This is a genomic window from Streptomyces caniferus (assembly GCF_009811555.1).
GTDB lineage: Bacteria > Actinomycetota > Actinomycetes > Streptomycetales > Streptomycetaceae > Streptomyces > Streptomyces caniferus.
The window spans coordinates 772,654-789,136 of record NZ_BLIN01000002.1; the positions used below are offsets into that span (position 1 = coordinate 772,654).

Genomic DNA, 16,483 nt, shown 5'->3' on the forward strand with positions numbered 1-16,483 from the left:
TGCCGGGCCTGCCCGGGATGCGTCAGACAGCACATCTCGATACCAACTGACAGGCAGGTGCTTGGAAACCCATGAACGCACTTTCTACGCGCAGAGCACGCGCGGCGATCGTGGCCCTCGCGGCCGGATCGCTCGCGCTCACCGGCTGCAGCGGCGGCAGCGGCTCCAACGAGAGCAAGTCGCAGACCGACAAGGACGCCGCCTCCCAGGCCAAGGCGATCCCGATGGGCACGGCCTCCGACTCCACCGGCCCGGCAGTCGCCGTCAAGGGGGCGCGCTCCGGCGGCACCCTCCGCGTCTACCAGCGTGACAGCTACAACCACCTGGACCCGGGCCAGATGTACGTCAGCGACATGAAGGCCCTGTCCCAGCTGATCTTCCGCGGCCTGACCAGCTTCAAGCAGGACGACAAGGGCAACGCCAAGGTCGTGGGCGACCTCGCCACCGACGCCGGCCAGATGTCCGACGGCGGCAAGACCTGGAAGTACACGCTCAAGGACGGCATCAAGTTCGAGGACGGTACGCCGATCACCTCGAAGGACATCCGCCACAGCATCGAGCGGCTGTACGCCAAGTTCATCACCGACGGTCCCACCTACGTGCAGACCTGGCTGTCGGGCGCCGGCACCACGTACCGCAAGGCGCTGCCGGACGGTCCGTACAAGGGCGACCACCTGCCCAAGAGCGTGCTGGACACGCCGGACGGGAAGACCGTCATCTTCCACTTCAAGACGCCGCAGCCGCAGCTGCCGTACGCACTGACGATGCCCGGCTACAGCGCGGTGCCGGACAGCGCCAAGGACACCAAGGACGCCTACGACGTCAAGCCGGTGAGCTCGGGCCCGTACAAGATCGCGGCGTTCAAGTCCGGCAAGTCCATGCAGCTGGTGCGCAACAAGAACTGGGACGCGAAGACGGACCCGGTCCACCACCAGTACCCGGACGGCTTCAACATCACCTTCAACCACCAGGCGTCGGACTCCACCAAGCGCCTGATGGCCGACCAGGGTGAGGCCAAGAACGCGGTCAGCTTCACCAACTCGGTCGACCCCACGCTGACGAAGAACGTGCTGGACAACGCGAGCGCGAGCAAGCGCATGGTGCAGGGCTACCAGCCCTACGTCTGGCAGATGAACTTCAACATGGACCGCCTCAAGGACAAGAAGATCCGCGACGCGATCACCTACGCGCTGCCGGACCAGCAGCTCGTCCGGCTCAACGGCGGCAGCTACGGCGGTGAGATCGCGGGCGGTCTGCTCGCCCCGACCGTGGCGGGCTACAAGAAGGGCTACGACCCCTACGGCAAGATCTCGCACCCCAACGGTGAGCCGGAGAAGGCCAAGAAGCTCCTCAAGGAGGCCGGCAAGACGGGCATGAAGCTCGTCTACGCCTACTCCAACACCGAGTCGCGCCAGAAGGAAGCCGTCGCCATCGAGGACGCGCTGACCAAGGCCGGCTTCAACGTGCAGAAGAAGGAGGTCGACGCGGCCTCCTGGTACGAGCAGATGGGCAAGGTCGACAACGGCTTCGACATCTACATGACCGGCTGGGGCCAGGACTGGCCGGACGCCTCGACCGTCATCCCGCCCTCGTACGACGGCACCACCATCCAGGACGGCGCCTCCAACTACTCGCACGTCAACGACAAGCACGTGAACTCCGAGATCGCCCGGATCTCGCAGATCACCGACGTCAAGAAGGCGACCGCGGAGTGGCAGAAGCTGCACCAGTACATCGTGGAGAAGGTCAACCCGGCCGCGCCGGCCTTCTACACCAAGGTGCTCCAGCTGTACGGCTCGAACGTCGGCGGCGTCCGCTACAACCTGGACGTCAGCTACCTCGACCCGAACACGCTGTACCTGAAGAAGTAGCAGCAGCGGGGGCCCACCGGGCCACCACCTGACGAAGGCACTCCGGATGGCGCGCACACGGCGGAACGCGCGCCCTCCGGGGCCTTCCCACCCACCCCTCACGTCCACTGCCGCCGCCGTCCTGAGAGCAGCGAACTGCCATGCTTCAATTCCTACTTCGCCGGACGTTCGGCGCTGTTGTGATCCTTTTTCTGCTCAGCGCCTTCACCTTCTTCGTGTTCTTCGGTGCCGGTGACCCGGCAACGATGTCCTGTGGGAAGAACTGCACCGCGGACAACATCGCGCTGATCCACCAGAACCTCGGCCTCGACAAGCCGCTGCCGACGCAGTTCTGGGACTTCTTCGTCGGCATCTTCGCCGGCCGCGACTACTCCATCGGCCACTGCAGCGCCCCGTGCTTCGGCTACTCCTTCGCCACCAAGCAGGACGTGTTCGCGACGCTGCTCGACCGGCTGCCCACCACCGCGTCGCTGGCCATCGGCGGCGCCGCGGTGTTCCTGACCGTGGGTCTGGGCACCGGCCTGCTGGCCGCCTACAAGCGCGGCTCGGCCCTGGACAAGGTGCTCACCTCGGTCTCGATGGTGCTGAGCTCGGCGCAGATCTACATCCTCGGCCCGATCGCGCTCGGTCTGTTCGTCTACAGCGGTCTCATGGACTCCCCCAAATACGTGGACTTCACCTCGAACCCCGCCGGGTGGTTCATGGGTCTGCTGATCCCCTGGCTCGTGATGTCGACGATCTTCACCGCGCAGTACACCCGTATGTCCCGCTCGACGATGATCGAGCAGCTGCAGGAGGAACACGTCCGGACGGCCAAGGCCAAGGGCATGTCCAGCTCGTACGTCTTCCTGCGCTACGCCTGGCGCGGTTCGCTGATCCCCATCGTGACCATCCTCGGCATGGACCTCAGCTCGCTGTTCGGCGGCGCGATGATCACCGAGTTCACCTTCCAGCTGGCGGGCATCGGCCGCCTGGCGATCGACTCCGTCCTCACCCTCGATCTGCCCATGGTCATGGGCGTGCTGATCTTCAGCGCCGCCCTGATCCTGGTGTTCAACATCATCGTGGATGCGACGTACGCCTTCATCGACCCGCGCGTGCGCCTGTCCTAGGAGAGCCTGAAGTGACCACACTCACCAAGACCGAAGGCACCGCGGTGCCGTCCGGGTCCGACCCCTTCCTGTCCGTTCGTGACCTGCATGTGCGGTTCTCCACCGAGGACGGCATCGTCAAGGCGGTCGACGGTCTCTCCTTCGATCTGGAACGCGGGCAGACCCTCGGCATCGTGGGCGAGTCGGGCTCCGGCAAGTCGGTGACCAACCTCGCGATCCTGGGGCTGCACAACCCGAAGGCCACCGAGATCGGCGGCGAGATCCACCTGGAAGGCCAGGAGCTGACCGGAGCCAAGGAAAAGACCTTGGAGAAGCTCCGCGGCAACAAGATGGCCATGATCTTCCAGGACGCGCTGACCGCCCTGTCGCCGTACTACACGGTCGGCCGGCAGATCGCCGAGCCGTTCATGAAGCACACCGGCGCGAGCAAGCGCGAGGGCCGGCAGCGCGCCATCGAGATGCTGACCAAGGTCGGTATCCCGCAGCCCACGCTGCGGGTCGACGACTACCCGCACCAGTTCTCCGGCGGTATGCGCCAGCGCGCCATGATCGCCATGGCGCTGGTCTGCAACCCCCAGCTCCTGATCGCCGACGAGCCGACCACCGCCCTGGACGTCACCGTCCAGGCGCAGATCCTCGACCTCCTCAAGGACCTCCAGCAGGAGTTCGGCTCCGCGATCATCCTGATCACCCATGACCTCGGCGTGGTCGCCAACACCGCGGACGACGTGCTGGTGATGTACGGCGGCCGGGCCGTGGAGCGCGGCACCGTCAAGGAGATCCTCACCCAGCCCCGGCACCCGTACACCTGGGGCCTGCTGAGCTCCATGCCGCGGCTCTCCTCGGACGTCAGCGAGGCGCTGCACCCGATCCCCGGTACCCCGCCCAGCCTGCTCAACCCGCCGTCCGGTTGCGCCTTCCACCCGCGCTGCGGCTTCGTCCAGGAGGTCGGCGGGGCGCGCTGCACCACCGAGCGGCCCACCCTGGAGCTGGGGCGCGCCGCCGCGTGCCATCTGAGCGCCGAGCAGAAGCAGACCCTCTTCACCGAGCAGATCAAGCCCCGGCTGGGCTAGGGAGCCATCACCATGACAGACAACGTCACCCTCCCGGCGCCCCGCGGCGCCGCGCCCGCCCCGGGCGAGCCGCTGCTCACCGCCGAGGGACTCACCAAGCACTTCCCGATCTACGGCGGCTTCCCGTTCAAGCGGAAGGTCGGCGCGGTCCAGGCGGTCGACGGTGTCGACCTGACCGTGCACGCCGGCGAGAGCTTCGGCCTGGTCGGCGAGTCGGGCTGCGGCAAGTCCACCACCGGGCGGCTGCTCACCCGGCTGATGGAGCCGACCTCCGGCAAGATCACGTACGCGGGTCGGGACATCACGCACGCCGGCCGCAAGGAACTGGCGCCGGTCCGCTCCGAGATCCAGATGATCTTCCAGGACCCGTACGCGTCGCTGAACCCGCGGCAGACGGTCGGCACCATCATCGGCGGCCCGATGGAGATCAACGGGATCAACCCGCCCGGTGGCCGGGAGAAGCGGATCCGTGAGCTCCTGGAGACCGTGGGTCTCAACCCGGAGCACTACAACCGCTTCCCGCACGAGTTCTCCGGCGGCCAGCGGCAGCGCATCGGCGTGGCCCGCGCGCTCGCCCTGGAGCCGAAGCTGATCGTCGCCGACGAGCCGGTCTCCGCGCTCGACGTCTCCATCCAGGCGCAGGTCGTCAACCTGCTCCAGAAGCTCCAGCGCGAGCTGGGCATCGCGTTCCTGTTCATCGCCCACGACCTGGCGATCGTGCGGCACTTCAGCGAGCGGGTCGCGGTGATGTACCTCGGCAAGATCGTCGAGGTCGGCCCCCGCGACGACATCTACAACCGGCCGCGCCACCCGTACACCCACGCGCTGCTCTCGGCGGTGCCCGAGGCCAAGCTGGTGGAGAGCGAGGAGGAGGACCGCGAGCGCATCCGCCTCGCCGGTGACGTGCCCTCCCCCGTCAACCCGCCCTCCGGCTGCCGGTTCCGTACGCGGTGCTGGAAGGCGCAGGACAAGTGCGCGACCGAGGAGCCGCCGCTGGTCCAGATCGGCGGCAACGCCGGCGGCCACCTGACGGCCTGCCACTTCCCCGAGGAGCCCACGACCGCGGCCCGCGACGAGGACATCATCCTCGACCCGGCGCTGGCCGCGATGGAGGACGCCGAGCCGGCCGACGGGGCCGGTAAGACCGACTAGGGGCCGGCTCTCCGTGGCCCACGGAGACCGGAGAGACACCCCCTGGGACCGGAACGCCGTACGACGCCGGAGCCCGCTTCCCCTGGAGGGAGGCGGGCTCCGGCGTCTGCACCTCCGGGCGCGGCACCGGCGGTCCCGGTCCCGTACGTACGGCTACTCGCTGGGCACCACCTGCCGCTCCTCGGCGAAGTGGCAGGCCGAGGCGTGTGCGGCCGGTCCCGACGTCTCCCGGAACTCCGCGGGCACCTCCAGCGGCGGCACGACGTCCGCGCACAGCTGCCGGGCCTTCCAGCAGCGGGTGCGGAAGCGGCAGCCGGAGGGCGGGGCGGCGGGCGAGGGGACGTCGCCGGCCAGCAGGATGCGGTCGCGCTGGGTACGGGCGTCCGGATCGGGGACGGGCACGGCGGACAGCAGGGCCTGGGTGTACGGGTGGGTGGGGTGCTCGTAGATCTGCTCGTCGGTGCCGATCTCGGCGAGCCGGCCCAGGTACATCACCGCGACCCGGTCGGAGATGTGCCGTACGACGGACAGGTCGTGGGCGATGAAGACGTACGACAGGTCGAACTCGTCCTGCAACTGCTCCAGCAGGTTGACCACTTGGGCCTGGACGGAGACGTCGAGCGCGGAGACCGGTTCGTCGGCGACGATGATCTCCGGGCGCAGCGCGAGGCCGCGGGCGATACCGATGCGCTGGCGCTGTCCGCCGGAGAACTGGTGCGGATAGCGGTTGATGTACTCGGGGTTGAGCCCGACCACGTCCAGGAGTTCCCGGACCTTCCTGCGGCGGTCCCCCTTGGGGGCCACCTCGGGGTGGATCTCGTACGGCTCACCGATGATGTCGCCGACGGTCATCCGGGGGTTCAGGGAGGTGTAGGGGTCCTGGAACACCATCTGGATGTTGCGCCGTACGGCCCGCAGCGCCCGCCCGGAGAGGGTGCTGATGTCCTCGCCGCGGTACCGGATCTGACCGGACGTCGGGCGTTCGAGGCCGACCAGCAGCTTGGCGACCGTGGACTTGCCGCAGCCCGATTCGCCGACGACGCCCAGCGTCTCGCCCTGGTGGAGGGCGAAGGAGACACCGTCGACGGCCCGTACCGCGCCGATCTGCTTGTGGAAGAGCACACCCCGGGTGAGCGGGAAGTGTTTGACCAGGTCGCGGATCTCCAGCAGCGGTTCCCCGGCCGCGGGGGCGGCGCCCTCACCGTGCCCCATCGAGCGTCTCCTTCCAGAAGTGGCAGGCGCTGGCCCGGCCGGGCCCGGCCTCGTAGAGCGGCGGCGGGTCAGTGCGGCAGACGTCCTGGGCCAGCGGACAGCGCGGGTGGAAGGGGCAGCCCGGCGGAATGGCGGTCAGGTTGGGCGGCAGGCCCTTGATGGCGTACAGCCGCTGCCCCTTCTGGTCCAGCCGCGGGATGGAGTCCAGCAGGCCGCGGGTGTACGGGTGCGCGGGCGCCCGGTAGAGCTGGTGGACGGGGGCGGTCTCGACGATCCGGCCCGCGTACATCACCGCGATGGTGTCGGCGACGTCCGCGACCACCCCGAGGTCATGGGTGATCAGGATCAGCCCCATGGTGAGCTCGCGCTGCAGCTCCGCCAGGAGGTCCATCACCTGCGCCTGGACGGTGACGTCCAGGGCCGTGGTCGGCTCGTCCGCGATGATCAGGTCGGGGCCGAGGGACAGCGCCATCGCGATCATGATGCGCTGGCGCATCCCGCCGGAGAACTGGTGCGGATAGTCGCCCACCCGCTGGCGGGCCGCGGGGATGCCGACCCGCTCCATCAGCTCCACGGCCCTGCCGCGGGCCTTCTTGCGGGACATCCCCTCATGGACCTCGAACATCTCCCCGAGCTGCGCGCCGACGGTGAGGACCGGGTTCAGCGAGGACAGGGCGTCCTGGAAGATCATCGCCATCTTGGCGCCGCGGACCCTGCGCCGCTCCTCCCGGCTGAGGGTGAGCAGATCGCGCCCCTGGAAGATGATCTCGCCGCCGGTGACGAACCCCGGCGGCGAGTCGAGGATGCCCATCACGGCCTGTGCGGTGACCGACTTGCCGGAGCCGGACTCCCCGAGCACCGCCAGCGTCTGTCCCGGCGCCACGCGGTAGCTGACGCCGTTGACGGCCTTCGCCACGCCGTCGCGGGTACGGAACTCGACCCGCAGATCGCGCACGTCGAGCAGGGCCGCCTCCGCGAGCGCCGTGCCAGCGCCCGCGGACCGTGCGTCCGCGTCCTCGTTCGTCATCGTCCGGCTCCTCAGCGCAGCTTGGGGTCGAGGGCGTCGCGCACCGCGTCGCCGAGCATGATGAACGCCAGCACCGTGATGCTCAGCGCACCCGCGGGCCACAGCAGCATGTGCGGCGCGCTGCGGATGTACGGGGAGGCCGTGGAGATGTCGATGCCCCAGGAGACGGTGGGCGGTTTCAGGCCCGCACCGAGGTAGGAGAGCGTCGCCTCCAGCGCGATGTACGTACCGAGCGCGATGGTGGCGACGACGATGACCGGTGCGACGGCGTTCGGTGCGATGTGCCGCAGCAGCATCCGCCCGTTGCCGGCCCCCAGGGCCCGGGCGGCCTGGACGTAGTCGTTCTGCTTGGCGGTGACGACGGAGCCGCGGGCGATACGGGAGATCTGCGGCCAGCCGAGCAGCACGATGAAGCCGACCACCGGCCAGACCGTGGTGCTGGTGACGACGGAGAGGAAGACCAGGCCGCCGAGGATCACCGGGATGCCGAAGAAGATGTCGGCGAGCCGGGAGAGCAGGGTGTCGCCCCAGCCGCCGAAGAAGCCGGCCAGCCCGCCCAGCAGGCTGCCGAGCAGCGCCGCGCCGGTCGTGGCGCAGACGCCGACGGTGATGGAGGCGCGGGCCCCGTAGACCACCCGGGTGTAGACGTCCCGGCCCTGGGTGTCGAAGCCGAAGGGATGGCCGGGCTGGGAGCCCTGCTGCGCCTTGGCGAGGTCCGCGCGGTACGGGTTGCCGGTGGCGATCAGCTGCGGCCAGATCGCGATGATCACCAGGAAGACGATGACCAGCGCGGACACCACGAAGACGGGGTTGCGGTACAGATCGTGCCAGGCGTCGCTCCACAGGCTGCGGGGCTTGCCGAGGGGCTCGGGGCCGGGCGGCCCCGCCGCACCGGGCCGCCGCTCCAGCGACTCCGCCTCGCCGATGGCCAGCGCGGCGGAGCCGCCGTCGCCGTGGCCGATGGCTTCCTTGGGGACATGGGGATCAGGCATAGCGGATCCTCGGGTCGAGGACGGCGTACAACAGGTCGACGAGGAGGTTCGCCAGCAGGAAGACCAGCACCAGGATCGTCACGAAGCCCACGACGGTCGGCGAATTCTGCCGCAGGATCCCCTGGTAGAGCTGGAAGCCGACGCCGTGGATGTTGAAGATGCGCTCGGTGACGATCGCGCCGCCCATCAGGGCGCCGATGTCCGTGCCGATGAACGTGACCACCGGGATCAGCGAATTGCGCAGCAGATGGCGGGTGATGACCCGGCGCCGGGGCAGGCCCTTGGCCAGCGCCGTACGGACGTAGTCGGCCCGCGCGTTCTCCGCGATCGAGGTCCGGGTCAGCCGGGTGACATAGGCGAGCGAGACCAGCGCCAGCACCAGCCCCGGCAGCAGCAGTTCGTTCAGCGGCGCCTCCGGGGCGACGGAGGGCGCGGCCCAGCCCCACTGCACCCCGAACAGGAACTGCAGCAGATAGCCGCTGACGAACGTCGGGATGGACACCACGACGAGCGTGATCACCAGGACCGTGGTGTCGATGTCCCGGCCCCGGCGCAGCCCGCTGAACACTCCCAGCACGATGCCCACCACCATCTCGATGACGATGGCGACGATCGTCAGGCGCAGCGTGACGGGAAAGGCGGAGGCCATCAGCTCGGTGACCGACTGGCCGTTGAACGCGGTGCCGAAGTTCCCCTGGAAGATCTGGCCCATGTAGTGCAGGTACTGCTTCCACAGGGGCTCGTCGAGGTAGAGATCGCGGCGGATCTGGGCGGCGGTCGCGGGGTCGGGGGCCCGGTCGCCGAACATCGCGGCCACGGGATCGCCCAGCGCGTAGACCATGAAGAAGATCAGGAAGGTGCTGCCGATGAACACCGGGATCATCTGGAGCAGCCGCCGGAGCGCATACCGTCCCATGAAGCGTCAACCTCCCTCGCACCGTCGTCAGTTGACCTTGATCTCGTTGTAGACGGGCACACTGAACGGATTCAGTGACACATTGCCGATCCGTTCCGAATAGCCGGCGCTGCCGTTCTGGTACCAGAGCGGAATGGCCGGCATCTGCTGGACGAGGATCTTCTCCGAGTTCTGGAACGTCGTGACGGCCCGGCCGGTGTCCGTCGCCGCATTCGCCTCGTTCACCAGCTTGTCGAAGGCGTGGTTGCTGAACTTGCCGTCATTGGACGAGGCGTCGGTGTAGTACAGCGGCTGCAGAAAGTTCTGGATCAGCGGGTAGTCCATCTGCCAGCCCGCCCGGAACGGCCCGGTCATCCGCTTGGCCGTGATCTTGTTGCGGAAGTCGGCGAACGTCCCGACCGGGGATCCCACGCAGGCGTTGTCGTCCCCCAGCGACTTGTTGATGCTGTTGCAGACCGCGTCGATCCAGTCCTTGTGGGAGCCCGTATCGGCGTTGTACGCGAGCGTCATCTGCCCGCCCGGGATGCCGCCGCCCTCCTTGATCAGCTGCTTCGCCCTGGCCGGGGCGAACACACAGGCGTCACCGCACAGCCCCGCCTTGTACCCGCCGGCCGCCCCCAGCACCGGTGAGGTCCAGTCGGTGGCGGGGGTGCGGGTCCGCTGGAAGATCTCCCGGGTGATCTGGTCCCGGTCGATCGCCATCGACAGCCCGCGCCGCACCTTCTCCGAGCCCGCGTGGTTCCATCTCTTGTCGTACATGGGGAACGTCAGGGTCTGGATGATCCCGGCCGGCTGATTGATGTAGCGGCCGCCGAGGTCCGACTTCACATGCTTGAGCTGCGCGGCCGGCACATCGTCGACCAGATCGAGGTTGCCCGCCTGCAGATCGGTATAGGCGGTGTTGTTGTCCGTATAGACCCGCAGGTCGATTCCGCCGTTCCGCGCGGGATCGTCGCCCGGATACTTCCCCCATTTCCGCATCCGCAGCACGGACCCCTTTTCGTACGAGTCCACGAGGTACGGGCCGTTCCCGACGGGCTTGCGGATCCAGGCGTCGTGATCGCGGAAGAACGCCCGCGGGAGGGGCATGAAAGCCGCGTAGCCCAGGGTGTCCGGCCAGCTGGAGAACTTCTGGTTGAGCTTGACGGTGAAGGTGCGGTCGTCCTTCACCACCAGCCCCGACATGATTTTGGCCCGCGGACCGCCGCTGTCCGGATGCACCTGCGCAAAGCCGTCGATGTACTGGAAGAATGCCGCGTTCTTCTGCTTGTTGCTCAGCAGCGCACCGTAATTCCAGGCGTCCACGAAGGACCGGGCCGTGACCTTTTCACCGTTGCTGAAGGTCCATCCCTTTTTCAGGGTCACCGTGAAATTCCGCGAATCGCTCGTCTCGATACGGTCCGCGATCACGTCCTCGGCCGCGCCGGTCTTCGGGTTGTAGCGCTTGAGCCCCCGGAACAGCATCTCCAGGACCTTGCCGCCCTGGACCTCATTGGTGTTCGCCGGCTCCAGCGGATTCTGCGGATCGCCCCAGGACGAGCTGACCACCGCGGAGCGGCTCGCGCCGGCGCCGCCCCCGCAGGCCGTGGCCACGAGGGCGACGACGACGGCGCAGCCGCCCCACTTCGCGCGCGTGGCTCTCCGCATGACGTCTCCTCAGGTCCGGATCATGCCTAGCCACATCAGAGCGCAAAGGGGGACGTACCGCACTTCGGCGGCGACCGCCCCTGCTCCGAAGACCTGAGAAACCCCTCGGATGCCCGAGCGGGGACAACGAAGGGGCGCCCGCACCTCGACCGGGCCGCGCCCCGGCGAGCTCCCTATATGTGGTGCACGGACTCCACCGCGTACAGCCGCGGATCGAACCCCTCCGCCAGCGCGGCGGCCTCGGTCATGTGCTCCTGCGCGGACGGATCGGCCAGCATCGCCAGGAAGTGCTCCTCGCTCTCCCACTGCGCATAATTGACGACCCGTTCGCCGTCCGCGCTGGCGTGGATGTTCGCCGAGAGGAACCCCGGCCGGTCCTTCATCGTCTCCTCGGTGGCCCGGCTGAGCACCGCCACCAGCTCCGCCTGCCGCTCCGGCAGCACGGTGAACACATTGATGAGCGTCGCGATCGCACGCCCGGTCTCGATCGTCGTCGTAGCTGTCATACCGCCAGTCTGCCGCCGGCCACTGACAACGCGATCGTGGCGGCGAGCCGGCGCCACCGCGGCCCGCCACCGGCACCGCCGCCACGGAGCGCAGCCCGCGCCCCGCCCGGACCGCTGCCCCACCACGCCCCGGGCATGCGAACGGGGCGCCCCTCACGCAGAGGGGCGCCCCGTCACGTCGAGCCGGTGTCCCGGCCCGGACCGGCCTCGGTGTTACCGCTTGGCGCGCGACGCGGTGCGGCCGCGCTCCTTCTGGTCCAGGACGACCTTGCGGATACGGACCGTCTCCGGGGTCACCTCGATGCACTCGTCGTCGCGGCAGAACTCCAGCGACTGCTCCAGGGAGAGCTTGCGCGGCGGGACGACGTTCTCGGTGGTGTCCGCCGAAGCCGCACGCATGTTGGTGAGCTTCTTCTCCTTGGTGATGTTCACGTCCATGTCGTCGGAGCGCGAGTTCTCACCGATGATCATGCCCTCGTACACCTCGGTGCCCGGCTCCGTGAAGATCACGCCGCGCTCCTGGAGGTTGATCATCGCGAACGGCGTGACCGAACCGGAACGGTCGGCGACCAGCGAACCGTTGTGGCGGGTGCGCAGCTCGCCGAACCACGGCTCGTGGCCCTCGAAGAGGGAGTGCGCGATGCCGGTGCCGCGGGTCTGGGTCAGGAACTCCGTACGGAAGCCGATCAGGCCGCGCGACGGCACGATCCACTCCATACGGATCCAGCCGGAACCGTGGTTGGTCATGGTCTCCATACGGCCCTTGCGGGTCGCCATCAGCTGCGTGATCGCGCCGAGGTGCTCCTCGGGGGAGTCGATCGTCAGACGCTCGATCGGCTCGTGCGTCTTGCCGTCGATCACCTTGGTGACGACCTCGGGCTTGCCGACGGTGAGCTCGAAGCCCTCCCGGCGCATGGTCTCGACGAGGATCGCCAGCGCCAGCTCGCCACGGCCCTGGACCTCCCAGGCGTCGGGACGCTCGGTGTCCAGCACGCGCAGCGAGACGTTACCGATCAGCTCGCGGTCGAGGCGGTCCTTGACCTGGCGGGCGGTGACCTTGTGGCCCTTGCCGCCCTTGCCGACCAGCGGCGAGGTGTTCGTACCGATGGTCATCGAGATGGCCGGCTCGTCGACCGTGATCAGCGGCAGCGCGATCGGGTTCTCCGGGTCGGCCAGCGTCTCGCCGATCATGATGTCCGGGATACCGGCGACGGCGCAGATGTCACCGGGGCCCGCCTTCTCGGCGGGCTTGCGGGTGAGCGCCTCGGTCATCATCAGCTCGGTGATGCGGACGTTGGACATGGTGCCGTCACGCTTGATCCACGCGACGGTCTGGCCCTTCTTCAGCTCGCCCTGCTCGACACGGAGCAGCGCGATACGGCCGAGGAAGTTGTCCGCGTCGAGGTTGGTGACGTGGGCCTGGAGCGGGGCGTCGGCGTCGTACTCCGGCGCCGGGGCGTGCTCCAGCAGCGTGGTGAAGAACGGCTGGAGGTTCTCGCTGTCGGCCGGGACGGTGCCGTCCTCCGGCTTGGTCAGCGAGGCGACGCCGTCACGGGCGCAGGCGTAGACGATCGGGAACTCGATCTGGTCCTCGTCCGCGTCCAGGTCCAGGAAGAGGTCGTAGGTCTCGTTGACGACCTCGTCGATCCGGGAGTCGGGGCGGTCGGTCTTGTTGATGCACAGGATGACCGGCATCCGGGCCGAGAGGGCCTTGCGGAGCACGAAGCGGGTCTGCGGGAGCGGGCCCTCGGAGGCGTCGACCAGCAGGACGACCGCGTCGACCATCGACAGACCGCGCTCGACCTCGCCACCGAAGTCGGCGTGGCCGGGGGTGTCGATGATGTTGATCGTGATCGGGTCCCCGCCGTCCTTGGGGTGATACTTCACCGCCGTGTTCTTGGCGAGGATCGTGATGCCCTTCTCACGCTCCAGGTCGTTGGAGTCCATCATCCGGTCGTCGAGCTTCTCGGCGGCGTGTTCGGCGAACGCACCGGCCTGCTTGAGCATGGCGTCGACGAGGGTCGTCTTCCCATGGTCGACGTGGGCGACGATGGCTACGTTACGAATGTCGTGGCGCGTGGGCATACTGGCGGCGCTTCTCCCGGAATCGTGGGTGGCGGCACGTCCATTCGGTACGCGCACCTGCCGGGCATAACAAAGCCACGGCCTCACCCCATCGTACGGGGCTGCGGCGGCATTGGCCGCCGCAGCCCGTACATACGCCGCCTGACCTGCGGTTTCCTGCCTTTTGTTCGCCGGGACTCCGCCCCTGCTACATCTGGTAGCCGATGTCCTGGAAGCGGGGCGTGGCGAAGCCGAAGGCGCCGATGTTGGCGAGCGTCTTCTTCGTGGCCACCAGCTCCGGCCGCTGGTAGAGCGGAATCGATCCGGCGGCCGCCCAGATCCGGGCGTCGGCCTGCGCCACCAGCGTGCGCGAGGCGCCCTCGTCCAGCTCGGAGGAGGCCTGCTCGAAGAGCTGGTCGATGCGGTCGGTGCCGACCCGGGTGTAGTTCTGCTCGACGGTCAGCGAGCCGTCGGGCGCGGGCTGCGGCTTGGCGTAGATCGGCCGGGCGTCGGTCGCCGGGTAGGCGGTGCCGGGCCACGAGTACAGCGCCAGGTCGTAGTCGCCGGAGGCGATGTGGTCCTGGAAGTAGCTGGCGTCGGAGACCCGCTGGATGGAGGTCTGGATGCCGATCTTGCCGAGCATGGTGGCGATCTGCCGTCCGACGGTGCGCAGCTGCGCGGAGCCGGTGCCGTCGGGGAGCACGAAGCGCAGGGTGAGCGGCCGGCCGTTCTTCTTCACGGCGGCGAACTTCGCCGCCTTGTGGCCGGCCGGCTGCGGTGCGGCGGCCGCGTCGGCGGGCCGCTCGGCGGCCGCGCGCAGGGCACCGGGGTGCCCGCCGGACCCCGGCAGGTTCGGGGCCTGTCCGGTCTCGATCAGCTCGGCCGCGCCGAGCGTCTGCGCCGCGCGCCGCCTGTACTGCTGGTACCTGGCGTACGCCGCGGACTCGGTGTCACCGTCCGCTTCGTCCTTCTCGCGGGCCGCCGCCTCCTTGTAGAACGAGGCGCTCTGCCGCAGCAGCGCGGCCTGCTGGACCTCGGAGCCGACCGCGCCGGTGAAGGACAGCGGGGCCTCGGCGGCGGCGGGCCGGACGCCCTCCTCCTGCCCGCCCCTGGCGGGCGGGGCGCCGTGGCCGGAGCGGGCCGGGTTGCGGTCGTCGGCATCGCCGTCGTCCGCGCCGTCCGGCCCGTCCTCGCCGGACTCGTCCCCGTAGCGGTCGTCGGACGGGTCGAGGCCGTCCTCGTCCCCGTCGGCGCGGCGCGCGCCCGGCGCCGGTGCGCCCGCCTTCTCGCCGGCCTGCTGACGGTCGGCGGCGTCGCTCTTCCAGCCGGCGTCCGCGAGCAGCGCGGTGGCCGCCGCGTTGTCCTGGTCGCCGAGCGCATCGCTGTGGTCCTGGTAGCCGTACTGCTCGGCCATCAGCAGATGGCTGCCGAGCGGCCGGGACGGCAGGTCGAGCGGCTTGAGGACGGTGTCCGCGAGCGCCTGGCGGTCGATGGCGCGGGCCACCGCGCGGCGCACCCGGTCGTCGGCCAGCGGCCCACTGCTGCCGTTGAGGGCGAGCTGGGTGTAGGCGGGCTCCAGGGCCTTGCGGATGGTGTACCCGCGCAGTACGTCGTTCTCCGCGGCGGCCTTCTTGGCATCGGACCGGGCGCCGGCCCGGGTCCCGTCGCCCTGCGGCCCCGCGTTGCCCTCGCCGGACTTCTCGGACGCGGCGCGGCGGGCGGAGGCGACCCGCTTCGCGGCGACCCGGTCGACCGCGGCGACGTCGACGCTCCCGTCGGCCAGCGCCGCGGCCCGCTTGTCGCCGGGCAGCGACACCATCACGATCTTCTTGAGCTTGGCGCGGTCGCCCCACCACTTCGGGTTGCGGACGAGGACGACGCGTCTCTCCTTGGCGTCCCGCTTCTGGACCAGGAACGGCCCGGCGCCGACCGTGAGCTGCTCGCGGGCGCCGTCGTTGAAGGCGTCGGCGCTGCCCATCACGCTCCTGGGGTAGAGCGGGGTGAACAGGGACCGCCAGTCGGCGTAGGGCCGGGCGAAGGCGACCTTGACCTCGTGGGCGTCCGCGCCCTGTTCGACCTTGCCGATCCGGTCGTAGCCGGCGTTGCGGGCGGTCCAGAACGCGTTGTCCTTGCCGCGCAGCGCGGTCCACTGGGCGATGAAGTCGGCGGCGGTGATCGCCGTGCCGTTGCTCCACCGCGCCTTGGGGTTGATCTTGTAGGTGACGACCTGCTTGGGGTCGCGGGTGCTGATGTCCGCGGCGTCCAGGTAGTCGGCGTTGCGCTGCGGCCGGCCGCTCTCGTCGATGGTGAACATGCTGGGCAGCACCGCGCCGGCGATCCGTGTGGTGGTGGTGTCGGCGTCGGACTGGAAGGCGTTCAGGGTGCCGGGCATCGCGTCGACGGCCCAGCGCAGGGTGCCGCCGTCCTTCAGCTCGCCGCGGGGCGCGCGGGCGATGTCCTGGGACGTGGCGACAGACGTCTCCCGGGCCTCGTCACTGCATCCGGTCAGGGCCGGCAGCGGGAGCAGCACCCCCGCCGCGACGAGCGCGGCGATACGGCGTCTGCGGCACGCCGCACGACGGCCTGAGGGGTGGTCGTGGTCGGTCATGACGGTTACCTCCGGGCTCGCCCGCGCCGCGCCGCGCGACGCCTGGGGCCTGACCGGCGCACCACGTTCGGCCGACTTTGGGGCTCATCACATCTATGGCACCCCTACTGAAGGCGACCCCGTGCGGACCGGCCGCCCGACACGTCGGCCGGGGCACCAAGCCCACCCGCCCGGCCCAACAACCGGCCTGTTGAACGGCCGGAAACGGGGCGCGCGGGGGTGCGGAGCGCCCCGCGCACGAGGCGGTTCCCGTATCCGCGTTCGACCTCCGCCGAGGCGCATGGTTGCCGAAACGCACCGGTT

The 16,483-nt window shown here is 69.3% G+C and carries 12 protein-coding genes; 4 read left to right on the forward strand and 8 right to left on the reverse strand.

The features are described 5' to 3' along the window. The first annotated feature begins 71 nt into the window (after nucleotides 1–71). The 4 genes from Scani_RS05240 to Scani_RS05255 all read left to right on the forward strand — a co-directional run bounded on the left by Scani_RS05240 (nucleotide 72) and on the right by Scani_RS05255 (nucleotide 5,208). The gene (locus Scani_RS05240) at nucleotides 72–1,871 is read left to right on the forward strand and encodes an ABC transporter substrate-binding protein (RefSeq protein WP_159470476.1); all 1,800 of its coding nucleotides are present in this window, start codon (nucleotides 72–74) and stop codon (nucleotides 1,869–1,871) included. Between the two features lie 140 nt (nucleotides 1,872–2,011). Next, nucleotides 2,012–2,983, forward strand: coding sequence for an ABC transporter permease (locus tag Scani_RS05245; protein ID WP_159470478.1), 972 nt, complete (start codon nucleotides 2,012–2,014; stop codon nucleotides 2,981–2,983). Between the two features lie 11 nt (nucleotides 2,984–2,994). Further along, entirely contained in the window at nucleotides 2,995–4,056 is a 1,062-nt protein-coding gene (locus tag Scani_RS05250; protein ID WP_159470480.1) for an ABC transporter ATP-binding protein, read from the forward strand. Nucleotides 4,057–4,068: 12 nt separating this feature from the next. Then, the gene (locus Scani_RS05255) at nucleotides 4,069–5,208 is read left to right on the forward strand and encodes an ABC transporter ATP-binding protein (RefSeq protein ID WP_159470482.1); all 1,140 of its coding nucleotides are present in this window, start codon (nucleotides 4,069–4,071) and stop codon (nucleotides 5,206–5,208) included. A gap of 153 nt (nucleotides 5,209–5,361) precedes the next feature. Here the strand turns inward: Scani_RS05255 and Scani_RS05260 are convergent, their stop codons facing one another. The 8 genes from Scani_RS05260 to Scani_RS05295 form a co-directional block, all read right to left on the reverse strand. Continuing rightward, nucleotides 5,362–6,420: an ABC transporter ATP-binding protein gene (locus Scani_RS05260; RefSeq protein ID WP_159470484.1), complete on the reverse strand. Its 1,059-nt coding sequence runs from the start codon at nucleotides 6,418–6,420 to the stop codon at nucleotides 5,362–5,364. Then, nucleotides 6,407–7,447 (reverse strand): ABC transporter ATP-binding protein, encoded by a 1,041-nt coding sequence (locus Scani_RS05265; protein WP_174872617.1) that lies wholly within the window; start codon nucleotides 7,445–7,447, stop codon nucleotides 6,407–6,409. The genes Scani_RS05260 and Scani_RS05265 overlap by 14 nt, the downstream gene beginning before the upstream one ends. An 11-nt stretch (nucleotides 7,448–7,458) precedes the next feature. Beyond that, nucleotides 7,459–8,439 carry an ABC transporter permease gene (locus Scani_RS05270; RefSeq protein ID WP_159470485.1) on the reverse strand — a complete coding sequence of 327 codons (981 nt, stop codon included), beginning with the start codon at nucleotides 8,437–8,439 and terminating at the stop codon, nucleotides 7,459–7,461. Then, nucleotides 8,432–9,355, reverse strand: a complete 924-nt coding sequence (locus Scani_RS05275) for an ABC transporter permease (protein WP_159470486.1) — start codon at nucleotides 9,353–9,355, stop codon at nucleotides 8,432–8,434. Before Scani_RS05275 ends, Scani_RS05270 begins: the two co-directional genes overlap by 8 nt. 27 nt (nucleotides 9,356–9,382) lie before the next feature. Continuing rightward, entirely contained in the window at nucleotides 9,383–11,002 is a 1,620-nt protein-coding gene (locus tag Scani_RS05280; protein WP_159470488.1) for a peptide ABC transporter substrate-binding protein, read from the reverse strand. A 173-nt stretch (nucleotides 11,003–11,175) separates the two neighbouring features. Further along, the gene (locus Scani_RS05285; protein ID WP_159470490.1) at nucleotides 11,176–11,508 is read right to left on the reverse strand and encodes an antibiotic biosynthesis monooxygenase family protein; all 333 of its coding nucleotides are present in this window, start codon (nucleotides 11,506–11,508) and stop codon (nucleotides 11,176–11,178) included. A gap of 213 nt (nucleotides 11,509–11,721) precedes the next feature. Then, nucleotides 11,722–13,593, reverse strand: a complete 1,872-nt coding sequence (gene typA, locus Scani_RS05290) for a translational GTPase TypA (RefSeq protein WP_159470492.1) — start codon at nucleotides 13,591–13,593, stop codon at nucleotides 11,722–11,724. A gap of 187 nt (nucleotides 13,594–13,780) precedes the next feature. Then, entirely contained in the window at nucleotides 13,781–16,180 is a 2,400-nt protein-coding gene (locus Scani_RS05295; protein ID WP_159470494.1) for an ABC transporter substrate-binding protein, read from the reverse strand. Nucleotides 16,181–16,483 lie beyond the last annotated feature (303 nt).

What these genes read in the sequence shown, in the direction of transcription:
- Scani_RS05240 (WP_159470476.1), top strand. Translation starts at nt 72, where the DNA reads ATGAACGCACTTTCTACGCGCAGAGCACGCGCGGCGATCGTGGCCCTC.
- Scani_RS05270 (WP_159470485.1), bottom strand. Translation starts at nt 8,439, where the DNA reads ATGCCTGATCCCCATGTCCCCAAGGAAGCCATCGGCCACGGCGACGGC.
- Scani_RS05285 (WP_159470490.1), bottom strand. Translation starts at nt 11,508, where the DNA reads ATGACAGCTACGACGACGATCGAGACCGGGCGTGCGATCGCGACGCTC.
- Scani_RS05255 (WP_159470482.1), top strand. Translation starts at nt 4,069, where the DNA reads ATGACAGACAACGTCACCCTCCCGGCGCCCCGCGGCGCCGCGCCCGCC.
- Scani_RS05295 (WP_159470494.1), bottom strand. Translation starts at nt 16,180, where the DNA reads ATGACCGACCACGACCACCCCTCAGGCCGTCGTGCGGCGTGCCGCAGA.
- Scani_RS05245 (WP_159470478.1), top strand. Translation starts at nt 2,012, where the DNA reads ATGCTTCAATTCCTACTTCGCCGGACGTTCGGCGCTGTTGTGATCCTT.
- typA (WP_159470492.1), bottom strand. Translation starts at nt 13,593, where the DNA reads ATGCCCACGCGCCACGACATTCGTAACGTAGCCATCGTCGCCCACGTC.
- Scani_RS05280 (WP_159470488.1), bottom strand. Translation starts at nt 11,002, where the DNA reads ATGCGGAGAGCCACGCGCGCGAAGTGGGGCGGCTGCGCCGTCGTCGTC.
- Scani_RS05265 (WP_174872617.1), bottom strand. Translation starts at nt 7,447, where the DNA reads ATGACGAACGAGGACGCGGACGCACGGTCCGCGGGCGCTGGCACGGCG.
- Scani_RS05260 (WP_159470484.1), bottom strand. Translation starts at nt 6,420, where the DNA reads ATGGGGCACGGTGAGGGCGCCGCCCCCGCGGCCGGGGAACCGCTGCTG.
- Scani_RS05275 (WP_159470486.1), bottom strand. Translation starts at nt 9,355, where the DNA reads ATGGGACGGTATGCGCTCCGGCGGCTGCTCCAGATGATCCCGGTGTTC.